23 protein-coding genes are annotated in these 22,053 nt (G+C 42.9%); all 23 read right to left on the reverse strand.

What is annotated here, in order from left to right; all coding sequences use genetic code 11:
- Window positions 1-6: 6 nt before the first annotated feature.
- The 23 genes from BOD01S_RS04985 to rpiB all read right to left on the reverse strand — a co-directional run bounded on the left by BOD01S_RS04985 (window position 7) and on the right by rpiB (window position 21,885).
- Complete coding sequence (locus tag BOD01S_RS04985; protein ID WP_036150777.1) at window positions 7-837, reverse strand: flagellar hook-basal body protein; 831 nt, start codon at window positions 835-837, stop codon at window positions 7-9.
- Window positions 838-850: 13 nt separating this feature from the next.
- A complete protein-coding gene (locus BOD01S_RS04990; RefSeq protein WP_036150779.1) occupies window positions 851-1,690 on the reverse strand; it encodes a flagellar hook-basal body protein in 840 nt (279 codons plus the stop codon).
- A gap of 24 nt (window positions 1,691-1,714) precedes the next feature.
- Entirely contained in the window at window positions 1,715-2,710 is a 996-nt protein-coding gene (gene mreB / locus BOD01S_RS04995) for a rod shape-determining protein (RefSeq protein ID WP_036150781.1), read from the reverse strand.
- Window positions 2,711-2,893: 183 nt separating this feature from the next.
- Entirely contained in the window at window positions 2,894-3,184 is a 291-nt protein-coding gene (locus BOD01S_RS05000) for a sporulation transcriptional regulator SpoIIID (RefSeq protein WP_036150783.1), read from the reverse strand.
- A 189-nt stretch (window positions 3,185-3,373) separates the two neighbouring features.
- A complete protein-coding gene (locus tag BOD01S_RS05005; protein ID WP_036150785.1) occupies window positions 3,374-4,018 on the reverse strand; it encodes a M23 family metallopeptidase in 645 nt (214 codons plus the stop codon).
- A gap of 66 nt (window positions 4,019-4,084) precedes the next feature.
- Window positions 4,085-4,951, reverse strand: coding sequence for a stage II sporulation protein D (spoIID, locus tag BOD01S_RS05010; protein ID WP_036150854.1), 867 nt, complete (start codon window positions 4,949-4,951; stop codon window positions 4,085-4,087).
- A gap of 321 nt (window positions 4,952-5,272) precedes the next feature.
- Window positions 5,273-6,571, reverse strand: coding sequence for a UDP-N-acetylglucosamine 1-carboxyvinyltransferase (gene murA, locus BOD01S_RS05015; protein ID WP_036150790.1), 1,299 nt, complete (start codon window positions 6,569-6,571; stop codon window positions 5,273-5,275).
- Between the two features lie 351 nt (window positions 6,572-6,922).
- Complete coding sequence (locus tag BOD01S_RS05020) at window positions 6,923-7,165, reverse strand: DUF1146 family protein (protein WP_036150793.1); 243 nt, start codon at window positions 7,163-7,165, stop codon at window positions 6,923-6,925.
- A gap of 279 nt (window positions 7,166-7,444) precedes the next feature.
- Entirely contained in the window at window positions 7,445-7,852 is a 408-nt protein-coding gene (locus BOD01S_RS05025) for a F0F1 ATP synthase subunit epsilon (RefSeq protein ID WP_036150795.1), read from the reverse strand.
- A 24-nt stretch (window positions 7,853-7,876) separates the two neighbouring features.
- Entirely contained in the window at window positions 7,877-9,292 is a 1,416-nt protein-coding gene (gene atpD, locus BOD01S_RS05030; RefSeq protein WP_036150798.1) for a F0F1 ATP synthase subunit beta, read from the reverse strand.
- Window positions 9,293-9,342: 50 nt separating this feature from the next.
- Complete coding sequence (gene atpG, locus BOD01S_RS05035) at window positions 9,343-10,200, reverse strand: ATP synthase F1 subunit gamma (RefSeq protein ID WP_036150800.1); 858 nt, start codon at window positions 10,198-10,200, stop codon at window positions 9,343-9,345.
- A gap of 363 nt (window positions 10,201-10,563) precedes the next feature.
- On the reverse strand, window positions 10,564-12,072 hold the full coding sequence (atpA, locus tag BOD01S_RS05040; RefSeq protein ID WP_036150802.1) for a F0F1 ATP synthase subunit alpha: 1,509 nt from the start codon (window positions 12,070-12,072) through the stop codon (window positions 10,564-10,566).
- Window positions 12,073-12,101: 29 nt separating this feature from the next.
- Window positions 12,102-12,632, reverse strand: a complete 531-nt coding sequence (locus BOD01S_RS05045; protein WP_036150804.1) for a F0F1 ATP synthase subunit delta — start codon at window positions 12,630-12,632, stop codon at window positions 12,102-12,104.
- Window positions 12,629-13,150, reverse strand: coding sequence for a F0F1 ATP synthase subunit B (atpF, locus tag BOD01S_RS05050; RefSeq protein ID WP_036150807.1), 522 nt, complete (start codon window positions 13,148-13,150; stop codon window positions 12,629-12,631). The genes BOD01S_RS05045 and atpF overlap by 4 nt, the downstream gene beginning before the upstream one ends.
- Before the next feature lie 168 nt (window positions 13,151-13,318).
- The gene (gene atpE, locus BOD01S_RS05055; RefSeq protein ID WP_036150810.1) at window positions 13,319-13,543 is read right to left on the reverse strand and encodes a F0F1 ATP synthase subunit C; all 225 of its coding nucleotides are present in this window, start codon (window positions 13,541-13,543) and stop codon (window positions 13,319-13,321) included.
- Window positions 13,544-13,619: 76 nt separating this feature from the next.
- The gene (gene atpB / locus BOD01S_RS05060) at window positions 13,620-14,342 is read right to left on the reverse strand and encodes a F0F1 ATP synthase subunit A (RefSeq protein WP_036150813.1); all 723 of its coding nucleotides are present in this window, start codon (window positions 14,340-14,342) and stop codon (window positions 13,620-13,622) included.
- A 30-nt stretch (window positions 14,343-14,372) separates the two neighbouring features.
- Window positions 14,373-14,744 carry an ATP synthase subunit I gene (locus BOD01S_RS05065; protein ID WP_036150815.1) on the reverse strand — a complete coding sequence of 124 codons (372 nt, stop codon included), beginning with the start codon at window positions 14,742-14,744 and terminating at the stop codon, window positions 14,373-14,375.
- Window positions 14,745-15,266: 522 nt separating this feature from the next.
- Window positions 15,267-16,388 carry a non-hydrolyzing UDP-N-acetylglucosamine 2-epimerase gene (gene wecB, locus BOD01S_RS05070; protein WP_036150818.1) on the reverse strand — a complete coding sequence of 374 codons (1,122 nt, stop codon included), beginning with the start codon at window positions 16,386-16,388 and terminating at the stop codon, window positions 15,267-15,269.
- A 167-nt stretch (window positions 16,389-16,555) separates the two neighbouring features.
- Entirely contained in the window at window positions 16,556-17,185 is a 630-nt protein-coding gene (gene upp, locus BOD01S_RS05075; protein ID WP_036150820.1) for a uracil phosphoribosyltransferase, read from the reverse strand.
- Between the two features lie 105 nt (window positions 17,186-17,290).
- Window positions 17,291-19,447: a sensor domain-containing protein gene (locus tag BOD01S_RS05080; RefSeq protein WP_052124696.1), complete on the reverse strand. Its 2,157-nt coding sequence runs from the start codon at window positions 19,445-19,447 to the stop codon at window positions 17,291-17,293.
- Window positions 19,448-19,611: 164 nt separating this feature from the next.
- The gene (glyA, locus tag BOD01S_RS05085) at window positions 19,612-20,853 is read right to left on the reverse strand and encodes a serine hydroxymethyltransferase (RefSeq protein ID WP_036150823.1); all 1,242 of its coding nucleotides are present in this window, start codon (window positions 20,851-20,853) and stop codon (window positions 19,612-19,614) included.
- A gap of 42 nt (window positions 20,854-20,895) precedes the next feature.
- Window positions 20,896-21,441 carry a TIGR01440 family protein gene (locus BOD01S_RS05090; RefSeq protein ID WP_036150860.1) on the reverse strand — a complete coding sequence of 182 codons (546 nt, stop codon included), beginning with the start codon at window positions 21,439-21,441 and terminating at the stop codon, window positions 20,896-20,898.
- Between the two features lie 6 nt (window positions 21,442-21,447).
- Entirely contained in the window at window positions 21,448-21,885 is a 438-nt protein-coding gene (gene rpiB / locus BOD01S_RS05095; protein WP_036150825.1) for a ribose 5-phosphate isomerase B, read from the reverse strand.
- Window positions 21,886-22,053: the final 168 nt, after the last annotated feature.

A 22,053-nucleotide genomic window follows, 5' to 3' on the forward strand; every position in this document is an offset into this window, starting at 1 on the left:
TACTTTTTATCGGATGCCGTTAATAAGACCGAGCATTTGGTCGGCGATCGTAATTGCCCGCGAATTGTATTGATAAGACCGCTGTGCTGCAATCAAATTAGTCATTTCCTTCGATAAATCAACATTCGACATTTCCAATGCGCCTATTTGCATACTAACCTCATTACGAGTTTGTCCTTGTAACTGTGTTAATACATCACCTTCTGCATAGCCAAGCTCTGCTAGATTGGACGGCAGGCTAAGATACGTACCGCCATTTAGCTGTTCCATTACTTGCGGCTTTGTAATTTGTGATACAGCAAGGTCAAATTGAATTACTTGTCCGTCTTCATACGCAACATTCAATGTACCTGCTTCTGCCATTGTAAATTCTGTAGCGCCTTGTGGAAATGAAATTGTGTTGCCATTCGCGGAAAGGACTGGATATCCGTCACCTGTGACTAGAAGGTTTGTGCCATCCTGCTGGGGAGACATGTAGAAATTCCCTTGACGTGTAAAACCTGTGCTGCCGTCTTGCATTACGACATTGAAATATTGGTTTTCTGCTGTCATCGCGAAATCCAGATTACGCCCAGTCAGTTGGATGCTTCCTTGTGCTTCATTTGATTGAATCTGGCTAATATGCGCCCCGACACCTTGGCGGATGCCGACTGGTGATTGGCGGAGCGTCTTGTCTAATTTATCATTATTATGCTGCTGGTAGAGCAGCTCCTGGAAAGTCGCCTGCTTTGCCTTATAGCCCTGCGTATTGCTGTTGGCAATATTATTACTGATTGTATCCAGCTGCAGCTGGATTTGCCCTAGTGTACTGGCTGCTGTATTCATTGTACGAATCATTCGTTAAACCTCCTTACACCTTACCGATTTCGTTTACTGCCTTGTCCATACTCTTATCATATGCCTGTAATACTTTTTGATTTGCCTCAAATGCGCGGTAGGCTGACAGTAAACTTGTCATAGACTGGGCTGCATCCACATTGGAGCCTTCCACATACTTCTGTTGAAGACTAAATGAAACACCCTGAGACTCATAAGCAGATGGAAGTGCCTCTCCTTCCAGCATACGGAATAGTCCGTTATCCTGCTTCATTAAAACGTCTGTATTTGCTGCAAAGGATACACCCAGCTGTGCTACTTGTACCCCATTTTCATCAGAAATGATCCCATCTGGTGAAATCGTAAAATTATCATTTTGCAGTTGGATTCTTTCTCCGTTCCGGTCTAATACATATAAGCCCATCCCTGTTACAAGATTGCCTTGTCCATCCAGCGTAAAGTTACCATTCCGCGTGTACGCCTCATTGCCGTCCGGATGTTGCAGGCGGAAGAAAATTGATCCTGGCTTTCCTGAAGTCTCATCAACTGGAAGTGTGCCATCAACTAAGGCAACATCTGTCGAAAGACCTGTTTCAAGCAGTGAACCCTGGGTATAGTTAGATAGGGATTCCTGCAAGTACACACCTGCATTCAATGCGCCCACTGGTGTCGCCTTTACTGTATTTAGCCCCTTTTTTGTCGGGATATCATTTGTTGTAATAGCCGACATCAGCATATCCGGGAATGAACGAATTGTAGATTGGTCCGCCTTAAACCCCGGCGTATTGGCATTTGCCATATTGCTCGTCAAAATTTCCGTCTTGCGCTGCTGGGTCGTCATGCCTGATGTAACTGTATAGAATCCTTTAAACATAGGGGTTCACCTCAATTTTTTTCATTACTTTGATGCAACACGGTCAATATTATCCAGCATAATGCCTGTCCCAACCGCAACACAGTCCATTGGATTTTCTGCTATAAACACCGGTACCTTCAGTTCTTCCATCAATAGCTGGTCGATTCCATGAAGAAGTGCACCGCCGCCTGTCAAAATGACACCGCGGTCAATAATATCCGCCGATAATTCAGGCGGTGTTTTTTCCAATACGTTTTTTGCCGACTGTATAATAAGCGCTACAGATTCACGCAGCGCCTGCTCAATTTCTTTGGAATTGATTGTGATCGTGCGCGGCAGCCCTGTTACCATATCACGTCCGCGAATATCCATTTCCTCATCGCGGCCCGCCGCTGAAAAAACAGTACCGACTGTCATTTTGATTGTTTCCGATGTCCGCTCACCAATCAGCAGTTTATACTGCTTCTTTATGTATTGTAAGATGTCGTTATCAAATACATCACCCGCAACTTTGATCGACTCACTCGTTACAATATCACCCATTGAAAGAACTGCGACATCGGTCGTTCCGCCACCGATATCTACTACCATATTTCCGCTCGGCTGGAAAATGTCCATCCCTGCTCCAATTGCTGCCACTTTTGGTTCCTCTTCTAAATACACCTTTTTGCCGCCTGATTTTTCCGCTGCTTCCCGGATTGCTTTTTGCTCAACACTCGTAATATTTGTCGGACAGCAGATTAAAATGCGCGGTTTTGATAAAAAGCCTTTCACATTCAGCTTGTTCAGGAAGTATTTCAGCATCGCTTCCGTTGACTCGAAATCTGCGATTACGCCGTCCTTTAGCGGCCGGATCGCAACAATATTGCCCGGTGTACGACCGACCATCTGGCGCGCCTCCTCACCGACTGCCAGCACCTTATTAGTTTTTTTATCAATGGCCACCACGGATGGCTCGTTCAATACGATGCCCTTTCCCTTCACGTGGATCAGTACGTTCGCCGTACCTAAATCGATGCCAATATCTTTTGAAAACATGTTTTGTTAATCTCCTTCCCAGCTTTTCCAACATCTACACGTACATCTCTATTTATCTTGAATATTTTATCATATTAAGTGACGAATTACACCACTATTTATCATCGGTCATTTCCTTTATCAGTTAATAAAGGACCTAAATTTGTCAATAAAAAAAGCATTTTGACGACTGATGTAGTCTTGTCAAAACGCTTCTTTGTCCATTTGGATCTGCTGATCGGATTGTAATTTGTGCTGCCATTTCTTCCGTGTCGCCTCTCCTCCACGAAGATGCCTGACCGATTTATGGTATGCCAGTACTTCCTTGACCTCTGCCGATAATGCCTCGTTAACCTTCTCAAGGCGTTCTGTCAGATCTTTATGGACGGTACTCTTTGAATACCCTGTCATTTTAGCGATGGCGCGAACAGTCTCTCCTGTCTCTAATAGCAGCTGCCCTAATTTCACACAGCGATGCCGAATATGCTCGTGCACGCTCTCTTCCTTTCAATCGCGTGTTTGTTCAGCTTATGCCGCATGAATGGACGTTAGAACTAAATTCCAGTTCCACTAAGCCGCCATTGCCCCTGCCTTCTGCCAGTCAGTTAAAAGAGTCCCGAAAATTAGCCGCATATGCATCTATCTCCCTGCCTAGTAGAGGCGGGAGATTATGCAAAAAAGGAATTAAAATGCCAATAGCGTTCTTGGATTGATATGCTGGCCGTCTTTTAATACTTCAAAATACAGGTGGATACCGGCTGTCGGATTCCATTCATTCTCGATTGTTGTCGCAATCGGCTCTCCCTGTGTGACAGCATCCCCTTCTTTAACAAGGATGTCGCCAACCGATGAGTAGCTTGTCGTATAGCCGTTTTCATGCTCAAGCGTTACTGTATTACCAGTAAATGCATCCAGCTTTACTTCCTTTACCTTACCGCTTAATGCCGCCATTACTTGGAATGGTTCACTGTTGATGGCGAGTGAAATGCCGCTTGATGTCGAATATGTTTGATTGAATACAAGAAGTGAATTTTCACGTGTTTCTGCATCAGCAGTCACGTCATAGTAGTCCTGTATAATCTTCACATTGTTTAGTTGTGCTTCATCAAACGGGTACTTCATTGTTTCCTCACGGGCATTTGTTTCAATGACCGTTTCGTCTTCCTGTGAAACAGGCTGCAGCGTATCAGTGTCCTCCGGCGTAGCCATTACATTATAGAGTACAATAAACGCAATCATGATAAGCGCAATAACTGCATAAACAGCTGGCCAAAACCAAGGTTTATCGACCCACGTTTTTGGAGATGTAGTTTGTTTGTTCTCTCCCATTGTTTATCACCTCAAGTGGTAGTGTGACCACTATTTGGAGATTCTAAACAGGAAAATTTGGAAAATTTACTTTGAACATGCAAGTTGCTCAAGTTTTGTATTTGGATAATAATACTGCACAATTTCTTCGGCAGTTTTCCCGCCTGCAGCGAGCGCCTCGGCACCATACTGACTCATACCGACACCGTGCCCATAGCCCTTTGTTTCAATATGCACCTGCTGGTCAACGGTAATCGAGAAATCTGCTGATTTTAACTGAAGCAGCTCACGAAATTCACGTCCCTGCCATGACCGATTGCCAATCGTAATCGTCTCGACACGGTTTGTGCTGTTTCGTGTCATTTTAGCCTGCTTGATCTGTCCGAAAGTGAAATTCCCTTGAAGTGCCTGATTAAACTGTGCCAGTGTAATGCTTTTTGAATCCGTATAGTCCTCCGGAGACGAAACCGTTGTCAAATAGGCAATTTGTGTGCCGCTGAAATTTTCCGATGTCTCTGTCTGTCCGTTAGAGGCCGCATGAAACATGGCTGTAATCGGTTCGCCATTATAAGTAAGGATTTGGTTTTTCGTCTCCTTCACCGCACGCTTGAGCTTTTTCTCATATTTCGAATTTAGCTCCTCTTTGTACACCTGGTGAGCTGTCGTTTGCATGATAGGGCTTGTCCCGTAATTCGTCTGATGAATAGCATACGTCCTCGCCGCAATTGCCTGTGCCTTCAACGCCTCTAGTTCGAAGCTTGCCGGCATCTCCCCTGCCAGTACTCCCACTAAATATTGCTCTAGCGGAAGCGCTTCATTTGATTCGGCAAAGGTGATGGAAACTTCGCATTCCTCCTCTGTTACTTCTTCTTTTGGGGAAGTCTTTTTCTTAAACTGCAATGGAATCATAAACAGCAGGACAACAATGATTAGAGGTAGAATATATTTTTTCATATCGCAGTCTATGAGGGATGGATAATAAATCATTCCTGCTTCTTTAAAAGTTTTTATGTCATATTGCCACTAGAGATTCGCCTGCTTGAATATATGTAAATTAGAGAATCCAACAAAAAAGGGATAGACAAGGAACCTTTGTCCAAGCAGCTGACGTCCTGTTTTATGGCTTCTCGGCCCTGCTGCCTGCAGCTTATTACCTCCTCTTAAGTAAATAGCGAAAAAAGAGAGGCATACTGCTTTTAATATAAAATCCGCAAGCATTTCATGCCTGCGGATGATATGAATTCATATAATTGCTGTAAAGTTCATATTGTAAGATTAAGCAGTTGCTTGTTCTTTTTCCTTTGTCACTTCTTCAGATACGCGTTCAATATCTGCGCCTAGTGCAGCAAGTTTTTCATGGAAGTTTACATAACCACGGTCCAAGTGATGAAGTTTTGTCACACGTGTCATACCTTCTGCCACAAGACCGGCAAGGATTAATGAGGCAGCAGCACGTAAATCAGTCGCAGCTACTTCCGCTCCCTGTAGTTCTGTCGTTCCTTCAATAAATACAGAACGGCCTTCAATTTTTGCAGTAGCGTTCATGCGGCGGAATTCTTCCACATGCATGAAGCGGTTCTCAAATACTGTTTCTGTAATGATGCTTGTGCCGTCTGCTGTAAGCATCAAAGCCATGAGCTGGGATTGCATATCTGTAGGGAATCCTGGATGAGGCATTGTTTTAATATCAACCGCCTTCAGAGGGCCGTTTGCACATACACGAAGACCTTCCGCTTCCTCTGTAACTGAGACACCCATTTCACGCATTTTGGCGATTAAAGCCGCCATATGTTCAGGTACCGCATTTTCTATTACAACGTCACCACGTGTAATAGCGGCCGCAACCATAAATGTACCTGCTTCAATACGGTCAGGGATAATATAGTGTGTCGTCCCTGTCATTTCTTTTACGCCTTCAATACGGATTGTATCAGTACCGGCACCGATTACACGGCCGCCCATTCCATTAATAAAGTTTGCAAGATCGACAATTTCCGGCTCCTTAGCCGCATTTTCGATAATTGTCGTACCTTCAGCGAGCGCCGCTGCCGACATAATATTTTCCGTAGCACCAACACTTGGGAAGTCTAAATAAATTTTTGCCCCGCGCAGACGATCCTTCACAATCGCTTCTACATAGCCGTGGCCAAATGAAATTTCTGCTCCCATTGCCTCAAAGCCTTTTAAATGTAATTCAATTGGACGAGAGCCAATGGCACATCCCCCCGGAAGTGCTACACGGGCAAAGCCGTTGCGTGCAAGTAACGATCCCATCACCAATATAGAAGCGCGCATTTTGCTGACAAATTCGAACTGTGCTTCACTTGAAAGCGTTCCTGAAGCATCGATCATCATTTCGTTATTTGCCGCGTCATACTCCACTTTAGCATTTAAGCTTCTAAGTACTTCACCGATTGTTTTTACGTCAGCCAGATTTGGCACATCTCTTATGATATTTGTTTTATTTGAAGCTAAGAGTGAGGCTGCCAAGATGGGTAAAACGGCATTTTTTGCGCCCTCTACTTTCACTCTGCCTTTTAATGTACGGCCACCCGTTACAATAATTTTATCCACAATTCGTCCCTCCGAATACAATTGTACGAAACTGTAAAACACAATTTATTAAAAAAGTTTAATAGTCCTTATTTATACAAACAATTTACATGTTAACTTGCAGGACTCCCTAATACAAGCGCCCAAATCACTATTTTACGGTATTTTGATGAAATACGCTACATTTTTATAATACTCAACACATGGTAATATCGTGAATTATATACAAATCCAAAAAATTGCGCGATTCTTTACTTTCCTACCCGCTATCTACTAATTTAGAAACATTTTTTGCACATTATTTGGGGAATTATAGGCATTGGAGCGGTAAACAAGACCTTGTTTCCCCCTCCAACATACACAATCGCCCAATCATTGGAACAAATACGGCAGTTGCTGCGACCATGTGGAGAAGGCAATAAAAAAATTAGAAACGGTTGAACCGATGGCGATGCTTAGCAAAATATAAAGAATTTGAATCTGAAAAGTTTTTCCCTTTTTAAATACTTGCTCCAGCCGTAACGCCTGTAGCGCGTAAAATGTGACAGCAATGAAAAATAGATGAGAAATGATCCCGATAATCGCCTGCTGACCTAGTTGGGAATATATATCCATTTCGATTCCTCCTTCAGAAATGTGTACCTGTTCAGCTGCGAAAAGCTATGATCTTATGTAGCATTACATTGGCAAACCGCAAGATTATGGCACGATCAGCTTTTGCTTCCCTTGCAGGAATACTTTTACTTACCTGTAGTCAATTTACTACCTAATCACCTTTTGAAGATTTCAATAGGACATCTTTTAGCCAAAGCAAAGCCTTTTTATCCTATAGAGCTATTTCTTACCTCTTGAAAAAAAGCGGACAGAAAATACATCTGCCCGCTTCCTCTGCAATTAGATATTACCCTCTTGAACATTGATACGATTTAGTGCGCGTTGTAAAGCTAATTCTGCACGTTTGAAATCAATGTTATCTTGTTTTTGTTGAAGGCGCTGCTCGGCACGCGCAAGCGCAGCTTTTGCACGGGCAAGGTCGATTGTTTCAGCAACTTCTGCTGAAGGAGCTAAAATCGAAATCTTGTCGGGACGCACTTCAATAAAACCACCATTTACAGCCGCAAGCTCAGTTTGGCCGCCTTCTTTTTTCAGCTTCACTGCACCGATTGCAAGTGGAGCGACCATTGGAATATGGCCTGGAAGGACACCAATTTCACCTGAAGTTGTTTTAGCGATAACCATTGTTACTTCAGCATCGTATACTGGGCCGTCGGGAGTGACAATATTGACTGTTACTGTCTTCATGTGTTTTCCTCCTAGCCGTTAGTATTAAACCTCTACGCCCATGCTTTTCGCTTTTTCAACTACTTCATTAATGCTACCAACTAAACGGAAAGCATCTTCTGGCAGGTGGTCGTATTTACCTTCAAGGATTTCCTTGAATGAACGTACAGTTTCTTTAACTGGAACGTATGAACCTTTTTGGCCAGTGAATTGTTCCGCTACGTGGAAGTTTTGAGATAAGAAGAATTGAATACGACGAGCACGTTCTACTGTTTGCTTATCTTCATCAGATAACTCGTCCATACCAAGGATGGCGATGATATCTTGCAGTTCACGGTAACGTTGGATTGTACGTTGAACACCAGTTGCTACTGCATAGTGCTCTTCCCCAACGATTTCAGGTGATAATGCACGAGAAGTCGAAGCTAATGGGTCAACCGCAGGGTAGATACCCATTTCAGATAGTTTACGCTCAAGGTTTGTTGTTGCGTCCAAGTGGGCGAACGTTGTAGCCGGAGCCGGGTCAGTATAGTCATCGGCTGGTACGTAGATCGCTTGGATGGAAGTTACAGAACCTTTTGTTGTAGATGTGATACGTTCTTGTAATTTACCCATCTCCGTAGCAAGCGTTGGTTGGTAACCTACCGCAGAAGGCATACGGCCTAATAGGGCAGAAACCTCAGAACCTGCTTGTGTAAAGCGGAAGATGTTATCGATGAATAATAGTACGTCTTGACCTTCTTCATCACGGAAGTATTCCGCCATTGTTAAACCAGTTAAAGCAACACGCATACGTGCACCAGGTGGTTCGTTCATTTGACCGAATACCATCGCTGTTTGTTTAATAACGCCTGAGTCAGTCATCTCGTGGAATAAGTCATTACCTTCACGAGTACGCTCACCTACACCTGCGAATACAGAAATACCGCTGTGCTCTTGGGCGATGTTGTTGATTAATTCTTGGATTAATACAGTTTTACCTACACCGGCACCACCGAATAGACCGATCTTACCACCTTTAATATAAGGAGCTAGTAAGTCTACTACTTTGATACCTGTTTCAAGGATTTCAACTGTTGTTGATAATTCATCAAATGTTGGAGCTTCGCGGTGGATTGAATCACGGCGAACTGTTGTTGGAACCTCTTCCCCTAAGTCGATTACTTCACCAAGTACGTTGAATACACGACCTAATGTAGCTTGACCAACCGGTACTGAGATTGGCGCTCCTGTATTTGTAACTTCTGCTCCACGTTGTAAGCCATCAGTAGATGACATGGCAATCGTACGAACAGAGTCGTCACCTAAGTGAATCGCAACTTCTAGAGCTAGAGAAGTAGGCGCTTCATTTGGACGTTCAATCATAACTGTTAAAGCGTTATAGATTGCTGGTAATTGGCCGTTTTCGAATTTTACGTCTACTACCGGACCCATTACTTGAATAACTTGTCCTTTATTCATTACTGTGTACCCTCCTATCGTATTCTTATACGACGCCAGTAGAGTGCCGCCTATTCTAAGGCTGCAGCTCCACCAACGATTTCTGTAATTTCTTGCGTAATCGCTGCTTGACGCGCACGGTTGTATTGAAGAGATAAGTCCGCAATTAAATCGGATGCATTATCTGTTGCATTACGCATTGCCGTCATACGAGAAGCATGTTCACTCGCTTTTCCGTCTAGTAACGCACCGTAGATTAAGCTTTCTGCATATTGTGGAAGTAATACTTCCAGAATTGCTTCACCAGATGGCTCGAATTCATATGCAGCATTGCTAGTTGAAGGTGCGATATCAGTCAATGGAAGAACCTTTTTCTCCGTCACTACTTGAGAAATAGCACTTTCGAAGTGGTTATAGTACATATAAAGTTCATCATATGCACCATCGATGAACATACCAACAGCATTACGAGCGATTTCTTTAATATCAGCGAATGTCGGTTGGTCAGGAAGAGCCACTACACTGCCGATTACATTATGATCACGTTTTACAAAATAGTCACGTACGACACGACCTACTGCAAAAATAACGTACTCATCTTTCGATTTGTGACGCTCGTTAATCGTGCGTTGAAGCTGACGGAGGATACTTGAGTTGTATGCACCTGCCAAACCACGGTCAGAACCAATTACTAAGTAAGCAGTTTTCTTAACAGGACGTGTTGTTAACATCGGATGCCCGCTGTCTTTCGTACCCGCTGCGATTGCGCCTACTACGTCCTGGATTTTTTCCATGTAAGGAACATAAGCCTTGGCGTTTGATTCTGCACGGCGTAATTTCGAAGATGAAACCATTTGCATGGCTTTCGTCGTTTTTTGTGTACTCTTTGTAGAATTAATACGACCTTTAATTTCGCGTAAGTTTACCACTGGTATTTCACCACCTTTTGTTTTTTCATATCCTTACTTGATCTTTTATCTTGGGATATTTAGATATCCAGATATTAACGCCACATCCTCGAGTCGCTTCGGCCCCTTCCTGCGTGTGCAAGCACACTTGTCAAGACCCACCAGCGCTTTTCGGATGTAAGCAGGCGTTGCTATCATTTAATGATATCCAGATATTCGCGCTACACCCTCGACGTCACTTCGGTTCCTTCCTGCGTGTGCAAGCACACTTGTCAGGAGCCACCAGTGGTTGAGGCCAACACGATGTTGGTCATTGGGACGACTCCGCACGGATGCGGGGTTCGTCGTCCATCGGGTGTGTGCGAGCGCGAATATCTTTAAAGATTATTCAGATTTAGCGAAAGTCTTTTTGAACGCGTTGATTGCTTCTGCAAGGTCAGCGTCTGCTGGAAGGTCTTTCGTTGTACGGATGTGATCTAAAACGCCAGCGTGGTTTGAATCTAACCAGCTTAGTAATTCGCCTTCAAAGCGAGTGATATCCGCTACTGGAATATCATCTAAGAAGCCGCGAGTTAAAGCGTAAAGAATAACAACTTGTTTTTCTACTTTAAGTGGTTTGTTCAGATCTTGTTTAAGAACCTCAACTGTACGTTTACCACGCTCTAATTTAGCTAAAGTTGCTTTATCTAAATCAGAACCGAATTGAGCGAATGACTCTAATTCACGGAACGCAGCTAAGTCTAGACGTAATGTACCAGCTACTTTTTTCATCGCTTTGATTTGTGCAGAACCACCTACACGTGATACTGATAAACCGGCGTTGATTGCTGGACGTACACCTGAGTTGAATAAGTCAGATTGTAAGAAGATCTGACCATCTGTGATCGAGATTACGTTTGTAGGAATGTAAGCTGAGATATCCCCTGCTTGTGTTTCTACGAATGGTAATGCTGTGATCGAACCGTTTTGGTAAGTTTCATTTAACTTCGCAGCACGCTCAAGTAAACGGCTGTGTAAGTAGAATACGTCACCAGGGTAAGCTTCACGACCTGGAGGACGACGTAATAATAATGAAAGCTCACGGTAAGCAGATGCTTGTTTTGATAAATCATCATATACGATTAATACGTGTTTACCTTGCAGCATGAACTCTTCTGCCATAGATACACCGGCAAATGGAGCTAAGAATAGAAGTGGAGCTGGTTGAGAAGCAGATGCTGTCACAACGATTGTATATTCTAATGCACCATTTTTACGTAGAGTTTCTACTACAGAACGTACTGTAGATTCTTTTTGTCCGATAGCTACGTAGATACAAATCATGTTTTCACCTTGTTGGTTCAAGATTGTATCGATTGCTACAGATGTTTTACCTACTTGACGGTCACCGATGATTAACTCACGTTGACCACGGCCGATTGGTACTAAAGCGTCGATCGCTTTGATACCTGTTTGTAATGGTTCATGTACTGATTTACGTGCCATTACACCGAAAGCCGGGCTTTCGATCGGACGAGATTTTGTTGTGTTGATTGGTCCAAGACCGTCCACTGGCTGACCAAGTGGGTTTACAACACGGCCAATTAGTTCTTCACCAACTGGTACTTCCATAATACGACCTGTACGACGAACTTCATCGCCTTCTTTGATGCCTAGGTAGTCACCTAGAATAACGATACCAATGTTACCTTCTTCTAAGTTTTGTGCCATACCCATAACACCGTTTGAGAACTCTAAAAGCTCTCCAGCCATGGCGTTGTCGAGGCCATGAGCACGAGCGATACCGTCACCAACTGTGATAACTGTACCAACTTCGCTTACTTGTAATTCAGATTGGTAATTCTCAATCTGCTGTTTAATCAGACTGCTGATTTCTTCAGCTTTGATGCCCATGTATGTTCACCTCTCACATTTCTTAAGATTTAACCAACTAACGTACGCTTAAGACCCTCTAGCTTAGATGCTACCGTGCTGTCATAAATGTAGTTGCCGATTTGTACACGAATGCCACCAAGAAGTGATGGCTCGATTACGTTTGTAATTTCTAGTTTTTCCATTCCTACTAACTTTGCGAATGCTGCTGAAATTTCTGCACGCTCTTCATCAGTTAAAGTACGAGTTGAAAATACAGTTGCTTCCGCAGCACCTTGAGCAGCTGCTGCTAAAGCTTGGAATTCTTTCGCTACCAGGGAAACTTCGTTCATACGCTTTTTATCGATCAATAAATGAAGCATATTCACGACTGCTGGATGAGCGCCAGATAAAACATTTGATACCATTGCTTTTTTCATGTCAGACGAGATTTTTGGAGCCTGCAGTAATGCCACCAACTCCGGCGTTGTTTCAAAAGCCTTTGTCAGCTCCTTCAAGTCTGAACTTACGTCAGCAAGAGCATGTTGGTTTCGCGCTAACTGGAACAATGCTTCAGCATATCGCTTAGCTACTTGACTCATTTCGCTTCGCCTGCCTTCGCAATCGTTTCTTTAATTAATGCGCTGTTATCTGCTTCGGAAATCTCTTTACCAAGAACTTTCGATGCAGCAAGAACTGATAGTGAAACCACTTCTTCACGTACAGCAGCGATTGCTTTCTCTTTCTCAGCTTCAATATCACGTACAGCAGACTCTTTTAAGCGAGCCGCCTCATTGCGAGCTGCAGATACGATTTCTTCACGTGTTGCATCAGCTTGTTTCTTCGCACCTTCAACGATTGTTTGTGCTTCCGTACGAGCTTCTTTTAAAAGAGCTTTTTGCTCCTCTAATAATGCATGTGTTTCTTTGCGTGCTTTTTCAGCTGCATCGATTTCACTTGCCACTAACTCTTCACGTTGTTGCATAACGCCCATTAATGGACCCCAAGCGAACTTTTTAAGAAGAAGCATCAACACACCGAAGATGATGACTGTCGCTAGAATATCACCTGTGTTCAGGCCTGTTCCAGAACCAAGTACTAGGTTATCTACAAATACCACGATTGTTTCACTCCCTTCAAGAGCTTGTAAATAGTCAAAAAATATATAATGTTTAAAACGTTGCTTTCAGTGTTAAATACTACATAAGTAAATGAGCAGAGTTTCTCTCTACATCATACAAAAGGAATGGCGAAGGTTTGCTTCGCCATTTTTTTCGCTAGACCAAAATTATTTGTTCATTACGATGAATGCTACTACTACCGCGATGATAGGAAGGGCCTCAACTAATGCAACCCCGATGAACATTGTAGTTTGAAGAACGCCGCGAGCTTCTGGTTGGCGAGCGATCCCTTCTACTGTACGTGAAACGATAAGACCGTTACCGATACCTGCACCAAGTGCACCTAAACCGATTGCGATTGCTGCTGCTAATAAACCAATTGAACCTGTCATTTTAAAATATCCTCCTTGGAAATTATGTTTTTATAGTTGGTTCAAATTACCACGGGGTTAACGTGGGAATTTATAATTAATGGTCGTGACTCACTTTGTGCGCCATATAAACCATCGTTAACATAGTGAAAATGAAAGCTTGGATAAACCCGATGAAAATCGAGAACCCTTGCCATGCCATCATCGGAATAATTGCACCGACGAAGCCTACTGCACCAGATGTCGCTAAACCTGCGATTAACGCAAGTAAAATCTCACCTGCATAGATGTTACCGTAAAGACGTAGACCAAGAGTCAGCGTGTTTGCGAACTCCTCAATGATCTTTAATGGGAACATGAATGACATTGGGCGGAAGAAACCTTTTGTATATTCGCTAGTACCTTGTAACTTTATACCGTAGTAGTGCGTCAATACAAGTACCATGGCAGCTAATGTCATAGTAACTGTTGGGTCAGCTGTTGGAGATTTCCACCATAGATAATCATTATAAATGATTGAGAACGGTAGACCTAACAAGTTGGATACTGCCACAAACATGATAAGCGTAATTCCTAACACGTGGAATCGGCCACCTGTCTTCCAGTCCATATTACTGCTGATAATGCCTTTCACGAAGTCCATTACCCACTCCATGAAGTTTTGCATACCTGTTGGCTTAAGCGCTAAACGACGTGTCGAAATAAAAGCGATTAAGAATACGATGGCAGCAGCAACTAATAACATCAGAACTGTAGACTTGTTAAAAATAAGTGTTACAAAGCCAAGGTCCAGTATCCACTCAGGACTTTTATGATCCATTTCTGCATTCACCTCTCTTTCTTTTGCACATTAATGGTTTTTTACATGATGGACAATCCGCTCTATTAAGAGGAAGATGTACGGCATCATTAGTCCAATGACCGTGCTAATTAAGTGAAAATATTGTGGCAACGAAATTGCAATTGCGACTGCCGCAACACCAGAGCCAAACCTCAGGGCCGTCCCTAATGATGGGGCTTTTGTCCCTTCACTAATGGAACGGTCAAACTTTTCCATCCGTCGAAGTAAAATCCAAAAGTTATACGTGCCAAAGAATGCCCCTATAGCGAGCCCGGCGAAGATTGTCTGAAAGGACGTAAATCCCCAGCCTAAAACACATAGAGCGAGCAAAAAAAATAACGCTTTCTTCTGCATAGCGAAAATGAGATGCAAATCTAGCATTGGCAATTAATCTCCTGAACCTTTTTTTCGAGTAAGGAATTGTGTGTGGCCATCAAGTGAAATAAAATCGTAGTAAATGCACTACAAGCTTCATAGCTTTCAGCAGCGGCTGCCGCCTGGCATGTTATGACCTTTGTCGTAACTTGTCCCATCATTGGGTAGCTAATCCGCTTACATGGACATTCATCCAGACGCAGTATAACGTTGCAAATTGACAATTATTGGTTTCAACTGTCAATCTAGTAGAAACTTGATATAACAAGTGTTTCAACACCTTTTGACTGTATGAAACCCTTATCATTCTTACCCTTTGTAAGCATACAATAGGGGTTATTTGATGTCAATTAGTTATAGGGAAAAACTTCGACTCGTCATAGTCCTTGTCAAATTGTTGACAAATTTGTGTATGAAAATTCACAATTGATTTTAAAGCTTTTTTCACCTAGACGCTTTTTAGCTATTTCATACTAATTTTTTCTTTACTACACTATAATGAATATATTTTGAATTTTTTTACTTCTATTATTTACTTCTATTTAAAAAATTAATCAATGCTTCCACAATTCTTTTAGAAGCATGACCATCACCGTAAGGATTGGAAGCATGTGCCATCGCTGCATATGCTTGGTCATCCGTAAGCAATTCCTTCGCCAGGCTATAAATTGTTTCCTCATCCGTTCCAGCTAGCTTCAGCGTACCCGCTGCAATTCCTTCTGGACGCTCCGTTGTATCACGCAGTACAAGCACCGGTTTTCCTAAAGATGGCGCTTCCTCTTGCACACCGCCCGAATCTGTCAGGATCATAAATGAACGGGCTGCAAAGTTATGAAAATCAAATACCTCTAACGGTTCGATTAAATGCACACGCGGATTATCACCTAGAATATCATTTGCTATTTCGCGCACAGCCGGATTCATATGAACAGGATAGATGACTTGCACATCCTCATGTTCGGCCAATAAGCGGTTGATAGCACGGAACATATTGCGCATTGGATCACCAAGGTTTTCACGACGGTGTGCTGTTAATAAAATAAGACGGTCTTGGCCGATCTTTTCAAGAACCGGATGGCTGTATTCTTCGCTCACTGTCGTCTGTAATGCATCAATCGCTGTATTACCTGTTACAAAAATTGCTTCTGCAGGCTTGTTTTCTTTTAGTAAATTTTCCTTTGAGACTTCTGTAGGTGCAAAATGCAGATCTGCCATTACACCTGTCAGCTGCCGATTCATCTCCTCTGGGTACGGAGAATACTTCTGTCCTGTCCGCAGCCCTGCCTCTACATGGCCGATTGCAATCTGGTTATAAAAAGCAGCTAGACTGCCGATGAAAGTTGTTGCTGTATCCCCATGCACAAGGACGATATCCGGCTTCGCTTCCTTCATTACCCCATCAAGCCCCTGCAGTGCGCTTGTTGCCACATCGACGAGCGTTTGACGGTCCTTCATAATATTTAAATCATAGTCCGGTGTAATTTTAAAAGTTTCCAGCACTTGGTCAAGCATTTGGCGGTGCTGTGCTGTTACTGTCACAATCGATTCGATCTTTTCCGGATACTTTTGGAGCTCTAAAACAAGCGGTGCCATTTTAATAGCCTCTGGTCGCGTACCGAAAATTGTCATTACCTTTAACTTGTTCGTCATTTCGTCTCTACCTTTCTTATGAGAAACGGGATGTCGCTTTTGCAACATCCCTCTTTTCAAATTATGATTCTTAACGATTATAATAGCGGACAGCAGTTTCCCGCAATCAGCCGATTGACCTCTCGCTCTGCTGTCCCTTTCGTCCAGATAGCATACGTCCAGACTGCTTATTTTGTTCCGAATAAACGGTCGCCGGCATCTCCTAGACCCGGTACAATATATCCATGGTCGTTTAGCTTTTCATCTAGCGCAGCGATATAAATATCTACATCTTCATGCGCATCCTGAATTGCTTTTACGCCTTCTGGAGCAGCGATCAGACACATAAATTTAATATTTTTGGCTCCGCGCTTTTTCAAAGAATTGATTGCTTCAACAGCTGAGCCGCCTGTTGCCAACATAGGGTCCACAATAATGAAATCACGTTCTTCTACATCCGCTGGAAGCTTTGCATAATACTCTACAGGCTGTAATGTTTCCGGATCACGGTATAAACCGATATGTCCTACCTTCGCTGCTGGTATTAGTTTTAACACACCATCTACCATACCGATACCTGCACGTAAAATCGGTACAATCGCAATCTTTTTCCCAGATAACACTTTTGTTTTAGAAGTTGTTACCGGTGTATCAATCTCGATTTCTTCCAGTGGCAGGTCACGTGTAATTTCAAATGCCATAAGTGTTGCTACTTCGTCTACAAGCTCGCGAAACTCTTTTGTCCCTGTATTTTTATCACGGATATAAGTTAACTTGTGCTGAATTAATGGATGATCAAAAACGTATACTTTACTCATAAGGTGGATCTCTCCTAACTGTTGTTTATCTGAATTAGTATAGCACAAAAAAATAAACTGTAACATTCGATATATCACAGTTTATTGTTGAAATTCGTATTGCTTCTATAGTATATTGCTCTCTTCTAATTCTCTAAACGACATCGGCCGATAGAATAGGTAGCCCTGGGCACATTTACAGCCAAGCTGGTACAATACATCCGCCTGCTCCTTTGTCTCTACCCCTTCTGCTACGACATCAATTTCCAAGTTGTAGGCAATCTGAATGATAGACCGTACAATAGCCAAAGTTCCTGCCTCGTGAATACGGGACGTAAAGCTGCGATCGATCTTCAGCTCTGAAAAAGGCAGCTTTTGCAGATAGCTGAGAGAAGAGTAGCCCATCCCGAAATCATCCACACTCGTTTTTAATCCGCGTATATACAGCTTCTTTATAATTTCCTGTGCACGCTTCACATCCACAAGCCCGAGACTTTCCGTAATTTCGATAATTAAGTAATTCGGATCTGCATGATACTTTTTGATCAGCTGCTCTAATTCCTCCACAAAGCGAGGGTAATAAAAATGCTCGGGTGAAATATTAACGGCAATCGGTACAATGTGCTTTCCTTCATATTGACGTCGCTGGAACCATCTGAGTACCTGTTCAATAATCTGCAGGTCAATCTCCCGTATGAGCCCTGCCCGCTCCGCTACAGGAATAAAATCTGCAGGCGATACATGACCTAGTACTGGGGAAGTCCAGCGGGCCAATGCCTCCATACTTGTAATTCGCCCTCTTCGAAGCTCGACTTTCGGCTGGAAAAAGGCCGTAATCTCCTTGTGCTTAATCGCTTCTGTTAAATGATTTAAAATAAGCAACTCTTTTTCAAGCTGTGCATCCTTTTCTTCACAGTAAAATCTAGCCATTGTACCAAAAGATTCTTTCGCCTCCGACAGTGCACTTTCCGCATGGCGAATTCCTTCTTTTATAGATTGCCCTGTTCGAATAGGGGCACCCCCGCTTTTTAGCGTTATGTAAATACTTCTTCCTTCGACGATAAATGGCTGCTCCACCAGCGTTTTTAAAAATTCCGTCATATGCCTTGTCTCTGCCTCGTCCTTCTCCATATATAAAATAATGGAGGAACTGACAAAACGCCCGACTAATATATGTTTCTCTTCACATTTTTCCAGAATGCGTTCATACATCTGCTTGAGCAGCGCCTCGCCGCTGTCTCTTCCATATAGTTCGACAATACGCGAAAACTCCGTCGGCTCCACTAAATGAATGACCCCATCCCATTCCTTTAATTCCTTTAACCTTCCTATAAACCCGTTCAGGTTTACCATGCCGGTAGACAAATTCATATAGGCCAATGAATAAATTTGCTGCTGCTTCTTTTCATAGGAGTAGGCAAGTATGATTAAATCTACAATTCTCTCAAAGAAATGACTGTAAACAGCATTTTTATAATCCTGTTCATTAAAGTAAATCGTCATTACACCGAGTTTCTCTCCCTCACTCTTACCAACAGGAAGAAAAATGCAACGCGTAAATTCCTTTTCTAATGCAAGATCTTTGTGCGGGCGGTGCAGATGCAAATGGCTGAAGTCATCATAGACTACCACTTGTCTAAGCTGGATCAATTTTTCGTAGCATGTGCGCTCTACAGACTGTTCAAGCGTATATTGGATTGTTTTTCCCGGGTGCCATACATTCGATTGAATCATCTGACATTTCCCCTCATGCTCCCAAACAAAGGCAGTAAAGCATTCCCGATGGAATAAATGGTCAATCCCATTACAGATAAGCTGAATTTTTTCATTAAAGGAAATCTCATTTTGAATAGCCTGGAACATCTCTTTTTCTAATCGATCAACAAAGCTCTGCAATTGTATATAGGTAACGTCCTTTACGAAAACAAGCACAAGCTTTGTCTTATTTTGTTCATCCTGAAATGGGAGGCATTCCAGTCCTGCATAAAATGGTATGCCGGTTTTCCTAGTATGCATCAATTCAGCTTTCGTGACTTTCCCCTTATACAGCCTTTCCTCTATTTCTTCTATCTCATGGTAAAGTATTTTTTGCTGCAGGAGACTACGGAATGGAAAACGGTAAATATCCTCCAGCTCAAAACCAGCCAGCTCTGTATAGAGATCATTCATATAGAGGACAGCTAACGCATCATCTAAGATCAAGTACTTACGACCCGACTTATCTCCTAAATCCTTCAGCATATAAAATAGGGTATCCGTTTCATAACAAAGAGAGTTAGCCATCAATCTTTGACCCTCCTTTCTTCCAGTAACATTCCTAACTATCTATTCTTTTCCATTATTACTGAAACTAGTAGACGGACGCAATAAAAAAAATGACAATTGACTATTTTATATTTTTAAAAAAGATACTTTCAACCTAAGTTGAAAGTATCTTTAGTAAGAATTTATTCATATAACGGGAATTTGTCTGTTAATGTTTGGACACGTTCACGTGCCTGCACCTTTACTGCTTCGTCTTCCGGATTCTTCAAGACAGCAGCAATGATTTTCCCTACCTCTGTTGCATCTTCTTCTTTGAAGCCGCGTGTTGTAATAGCTGCTGTTCCCACACGAACACCAGATGTGACAAATGGAGATTCTGTATCGTATGGAATCGTATTTTTATTTGTAGTAATTGCTACTTCATCCAACAGATGCTCTGCCACTTTTCCTGTTAAACCTAAAGACTTCACGTTTAATAGTAATAAGTGGTTGTCCGTACCGCCCGAAACAATTTCGACACCTTCATCCATCAAGCTTTGTGCCAATGCCTTAGCGTTCTTCTTAATTTGTTTCGCATAATCCTTGAAGTCCGGCTGAAGCGCTTCACCGAATGCTACCGCTTTTGCAGCGATGACATGCATTAATGGGCCGCCCTGGATGCCCGGGAATACCGCTTTATTTAATTTTTGCTCCCATTCTTTAGAAGCAAGAATTAAACCGCCGCGAGGTCCTCGTAATGTTTTATGTGTAGTAGATGTAACGAAATCAGCATAAGGTACCGGTGATTGGTGCTCACCTGCAGCTACCAGACCTGCGATATGAGCCATATCCACCATTAGGTAAGCACCCACTTCATCAGCAATCTCACGGAATTTTGCAAAATCAATTTCACGCGGGTAAGCAGAAGCACCGGCAACGATTAGCTTCGGTTTGTTCGCGACTGCCTTTTCACGCACATCATTGTAGTCGATTACATGTGTATCTTCTGTTACACCGTACTCTACAAAGTTATACAATTCCCCTGAGAAGTTAACCGGAGAGCCGTGCGTCAAGTGGCCACCATGGGAAAGATTCATACCAAGCACCGTATCGCCAGGCTTTAGTACTGTATGATAGACTGCCATATTCGCTTGTGCTCCTGAATGAGGCTGCACGTTTGCATACTCTGCGCCGAACAATTCCTTAACGCGGTCGCGTGCGATATCTTCTACTACGTCCACAAATTCACAGCCGCCGTAGTAGCGCTTGCCTGGATAACCCTCTGCATACTTGTTTGTAAGATATGAGCCCTGCGCTTCCATTACAGCTTCCGATACGAAGTTTTCGGATGCAATCAGCTCAATGTTCGAGTTTTGACGTTTTTTCTCTGCTAAAATCCCATCTAGTACTGCCTTATCCTGTGCAGCTAATTTTTCAAATGCCATAATCAGTGAATCCCCCTAAAATTTAAATTTCAGCTTTCTTTGCTACAGCTCGTACTGCGCACGCGTCCCGCCGATGAGCCTTGGCCGTGTCTTCGCTACTGTAACAACCGCTTCTCCAATTTTCTTTACCGACGTACGGATTGGAACTGCTACCACTTTTAAATGCATGCCAATTAATGTTTGGCCGATATCAATGCCCGCGTGCGCTTGGACAGTTTCTACAACTACCGGCTCGTCCATTTTTGTATAGGCATATGCGGACATGGAGCCGCCAGCCGTTCTGACTGGAACTACAGCAACAGGCTCCAAATGATATTTTTCTGCGGCAGCCCGCTCAAGCGTCAGCGCCCGATTGATATGCTCGCAGCCTTGAAAAACTAAATAAAGATCATGTCTTTTGGCAAAGCGTTCTAGCTCGTCATATAAAGCCTGTGCAACTTCTATTGCACCCGCTGTCCCGATCCTCTCTCCTGCTACTTCCGAGGTAGAGCAACCGACGACGAATAGCTGCTTCGGCTGAAAGGTTACCTGCTGTTCAACTTCACGCAACAATGCGGCAATATCTTGCTTCACCTGCTGTAAAGTCATACGCAATTACCCCTCCAATTCGGAAATCTTTTCGATACGTCGCGTATGGCGTCCGCCTTCGAATTCTGCATTCAGCCAAGTCATGACAATCTCTCTTGCAAGACCCGGACCGATGACACGTTCACCCATCGCCAGAACATTTGAGTCATTATGGTTACGTGTTGCTTTTGCAGAAAAGACGTCGTGTACAAGTGCACAACGAATTCCCTTCACTTTATTCGCCGCAATCGAAACCCCAATTCCCGTCCCGCAGATCAGGATGCCGCGGTCAAATTCCCCAGCCGCTACCTTCTCGGCAACAGGCTTCGCATAATCCGGGTAATCAACTGAATCGTTTGACGTTGGACCAAAATCTTCATAGCTGATGTGTAACTCATCGAGTAAGGCCATAATCTCTTTGCGGAGGTTGTTACCGCCATGGTCTGAAGAAATAGCGATTTTCACTAAGATTCCCTCTTTTCAAATATATTCATGTACAGTGTACCATTTCTAACAGCAGATTGACACGTATTTTACTAGAAACAAATGACCATTTTTCATCTAAATACGAATGTTTTAGCTAAGATTATATATATCGTTCACTTTTAAGGTATATTACAGGTATTTTCAATA

This window comes from Lysinibacillus odysseyi 34hs-1 = NBRC 100172 (genome assembly GCF_001591965.1).
GTDB classification, from domain to species: Bacteria; Bacillota; Bacilli; order Bacillales_A; family Planococcaceae; genus Lysinibacillus_B; species Lysinibacillus_B odysseyi.

Bases quoted from the DNA above. Each gene is read 5' to 3' on its own strand.
- BOD01S_RS04985 (WP_036150777.1), bottom strand. From the start codon at position 837: ATGATTCGTACAATGAATACAGCAGCCAGTACACTAGGGCAAATCCAG.
- BOD01S_RS04990 (WP_036150779.1), bottom strand. From the start codon at position 1,690: ATGTTTAAAGGATTCTATACAGTTACATCAGGCATGACGACCCAGCAG.
- mreB (WP_036150781.1), bottom strand. From the start codon at position 2,710: ATGTTTTCAAAAGATATTGGCATCGATTTAGGTACGGCGAACGTACTG.
- BOD01S_RS05005 (WP_036150785.1), bottom strand. From the start codon at position 4,018: ATGGGAGAGAACAAACAAACTACATCTCCAAAAACGTGGGTCGATAAA.
- spoIID (WP_036150854.1), bottom strand. From the start codon at position 4,951: ATGAAAAAATATATTCTACCTCTAATCATTGTTGTCCTGCTGTTTATG.
- BOD01S_RS05020 (WP_036150793.1), bottom strand. From the start codon at position 7,165: ATGGATATATATTCCCAACTAGGTCAGCAGGCGATTATCGGGATCATT.
- BOD01S_RS05025 (WP_036150795.1), bottom strand. From the start codon at position 7,852: ATGAAGACAGTAACAGTCAATATTGTCACTCCCGACGGCCCAGTATAC.
- atpD (WP_036150798.1), bottom strand. From the start codon at position 9,292: ATGAATAAAGGACAAGTTATTCAAGTAATGGGTCCGGTAGTAGACGTA.
- atpA (WP_036150802.1), bottom strand. From the start codon at position 12,072: ATGGGCATCAAAGCTGAAGAAATCAGCAGTCTGATTAAACAGCAGATT.
- BOD01S_RS05045 (WP_036150804.1), bottom strand. From the start codon at position 12,632: ATGAGTCAAGTAGCTAAGCGATATGCTGAAGCATTGTTCCAGTTAGCG.
- atpE (WP_036150810.1), bottom strand. From the start codon at position 13,543: ATGACAGGTTCAATTGGTTTATTAGCAGCAGCAATCGCAATCGGTTTA.
- atpB (WP_036150813.1), bottom strand. From the start codon at position 14,342: ATGGATCATAAAAGTCCTGAGTGGATACTGGACCTTGGCTTTGTAACA.
- BOD01S_RS05065 (WP_036150815.1), bottom strand. From the start codon at position 14,744: ATGCTAGATTTGCATCTCATTTTCGCTATGCAGAAGAAAGCGTTATTT.
- wecB (WP_036150818.1), bottom strand. From the start codon at position 16,388: ATGACGAACAAGTTAAAGGTAATGACAATTTTCGGTACGCGACCAGAG.
- upp (WP_036150820.1), bottom strand. From the start codon at position 17,185: ATGAGTAAAGTATACGTTTTTGATCATCCATTAATTCAGCACAAGTTA.
- BOD01S_RS05080 (WP_052124696.1), bottom strand. From the start codon at position 19,447: ATGGCTAACTCTCTTTGTTATGAAACGGATACCCTATTTTATATGCTG.
- glyA (WP_036150823.1), bottom strand. From the start codon at position 20,853: ATGGCATTTGAAAAATTAGCTGCACAGGATAAGGCAGTACTAGATGGG.
- BOD01S_RS05090 (WP_036150860.1), bottom strand. From the start codon at position 21,441: ATGACTTTACAGCAGGTGAAGCAAGATATTGCCGCATTGTTGCGTGAA.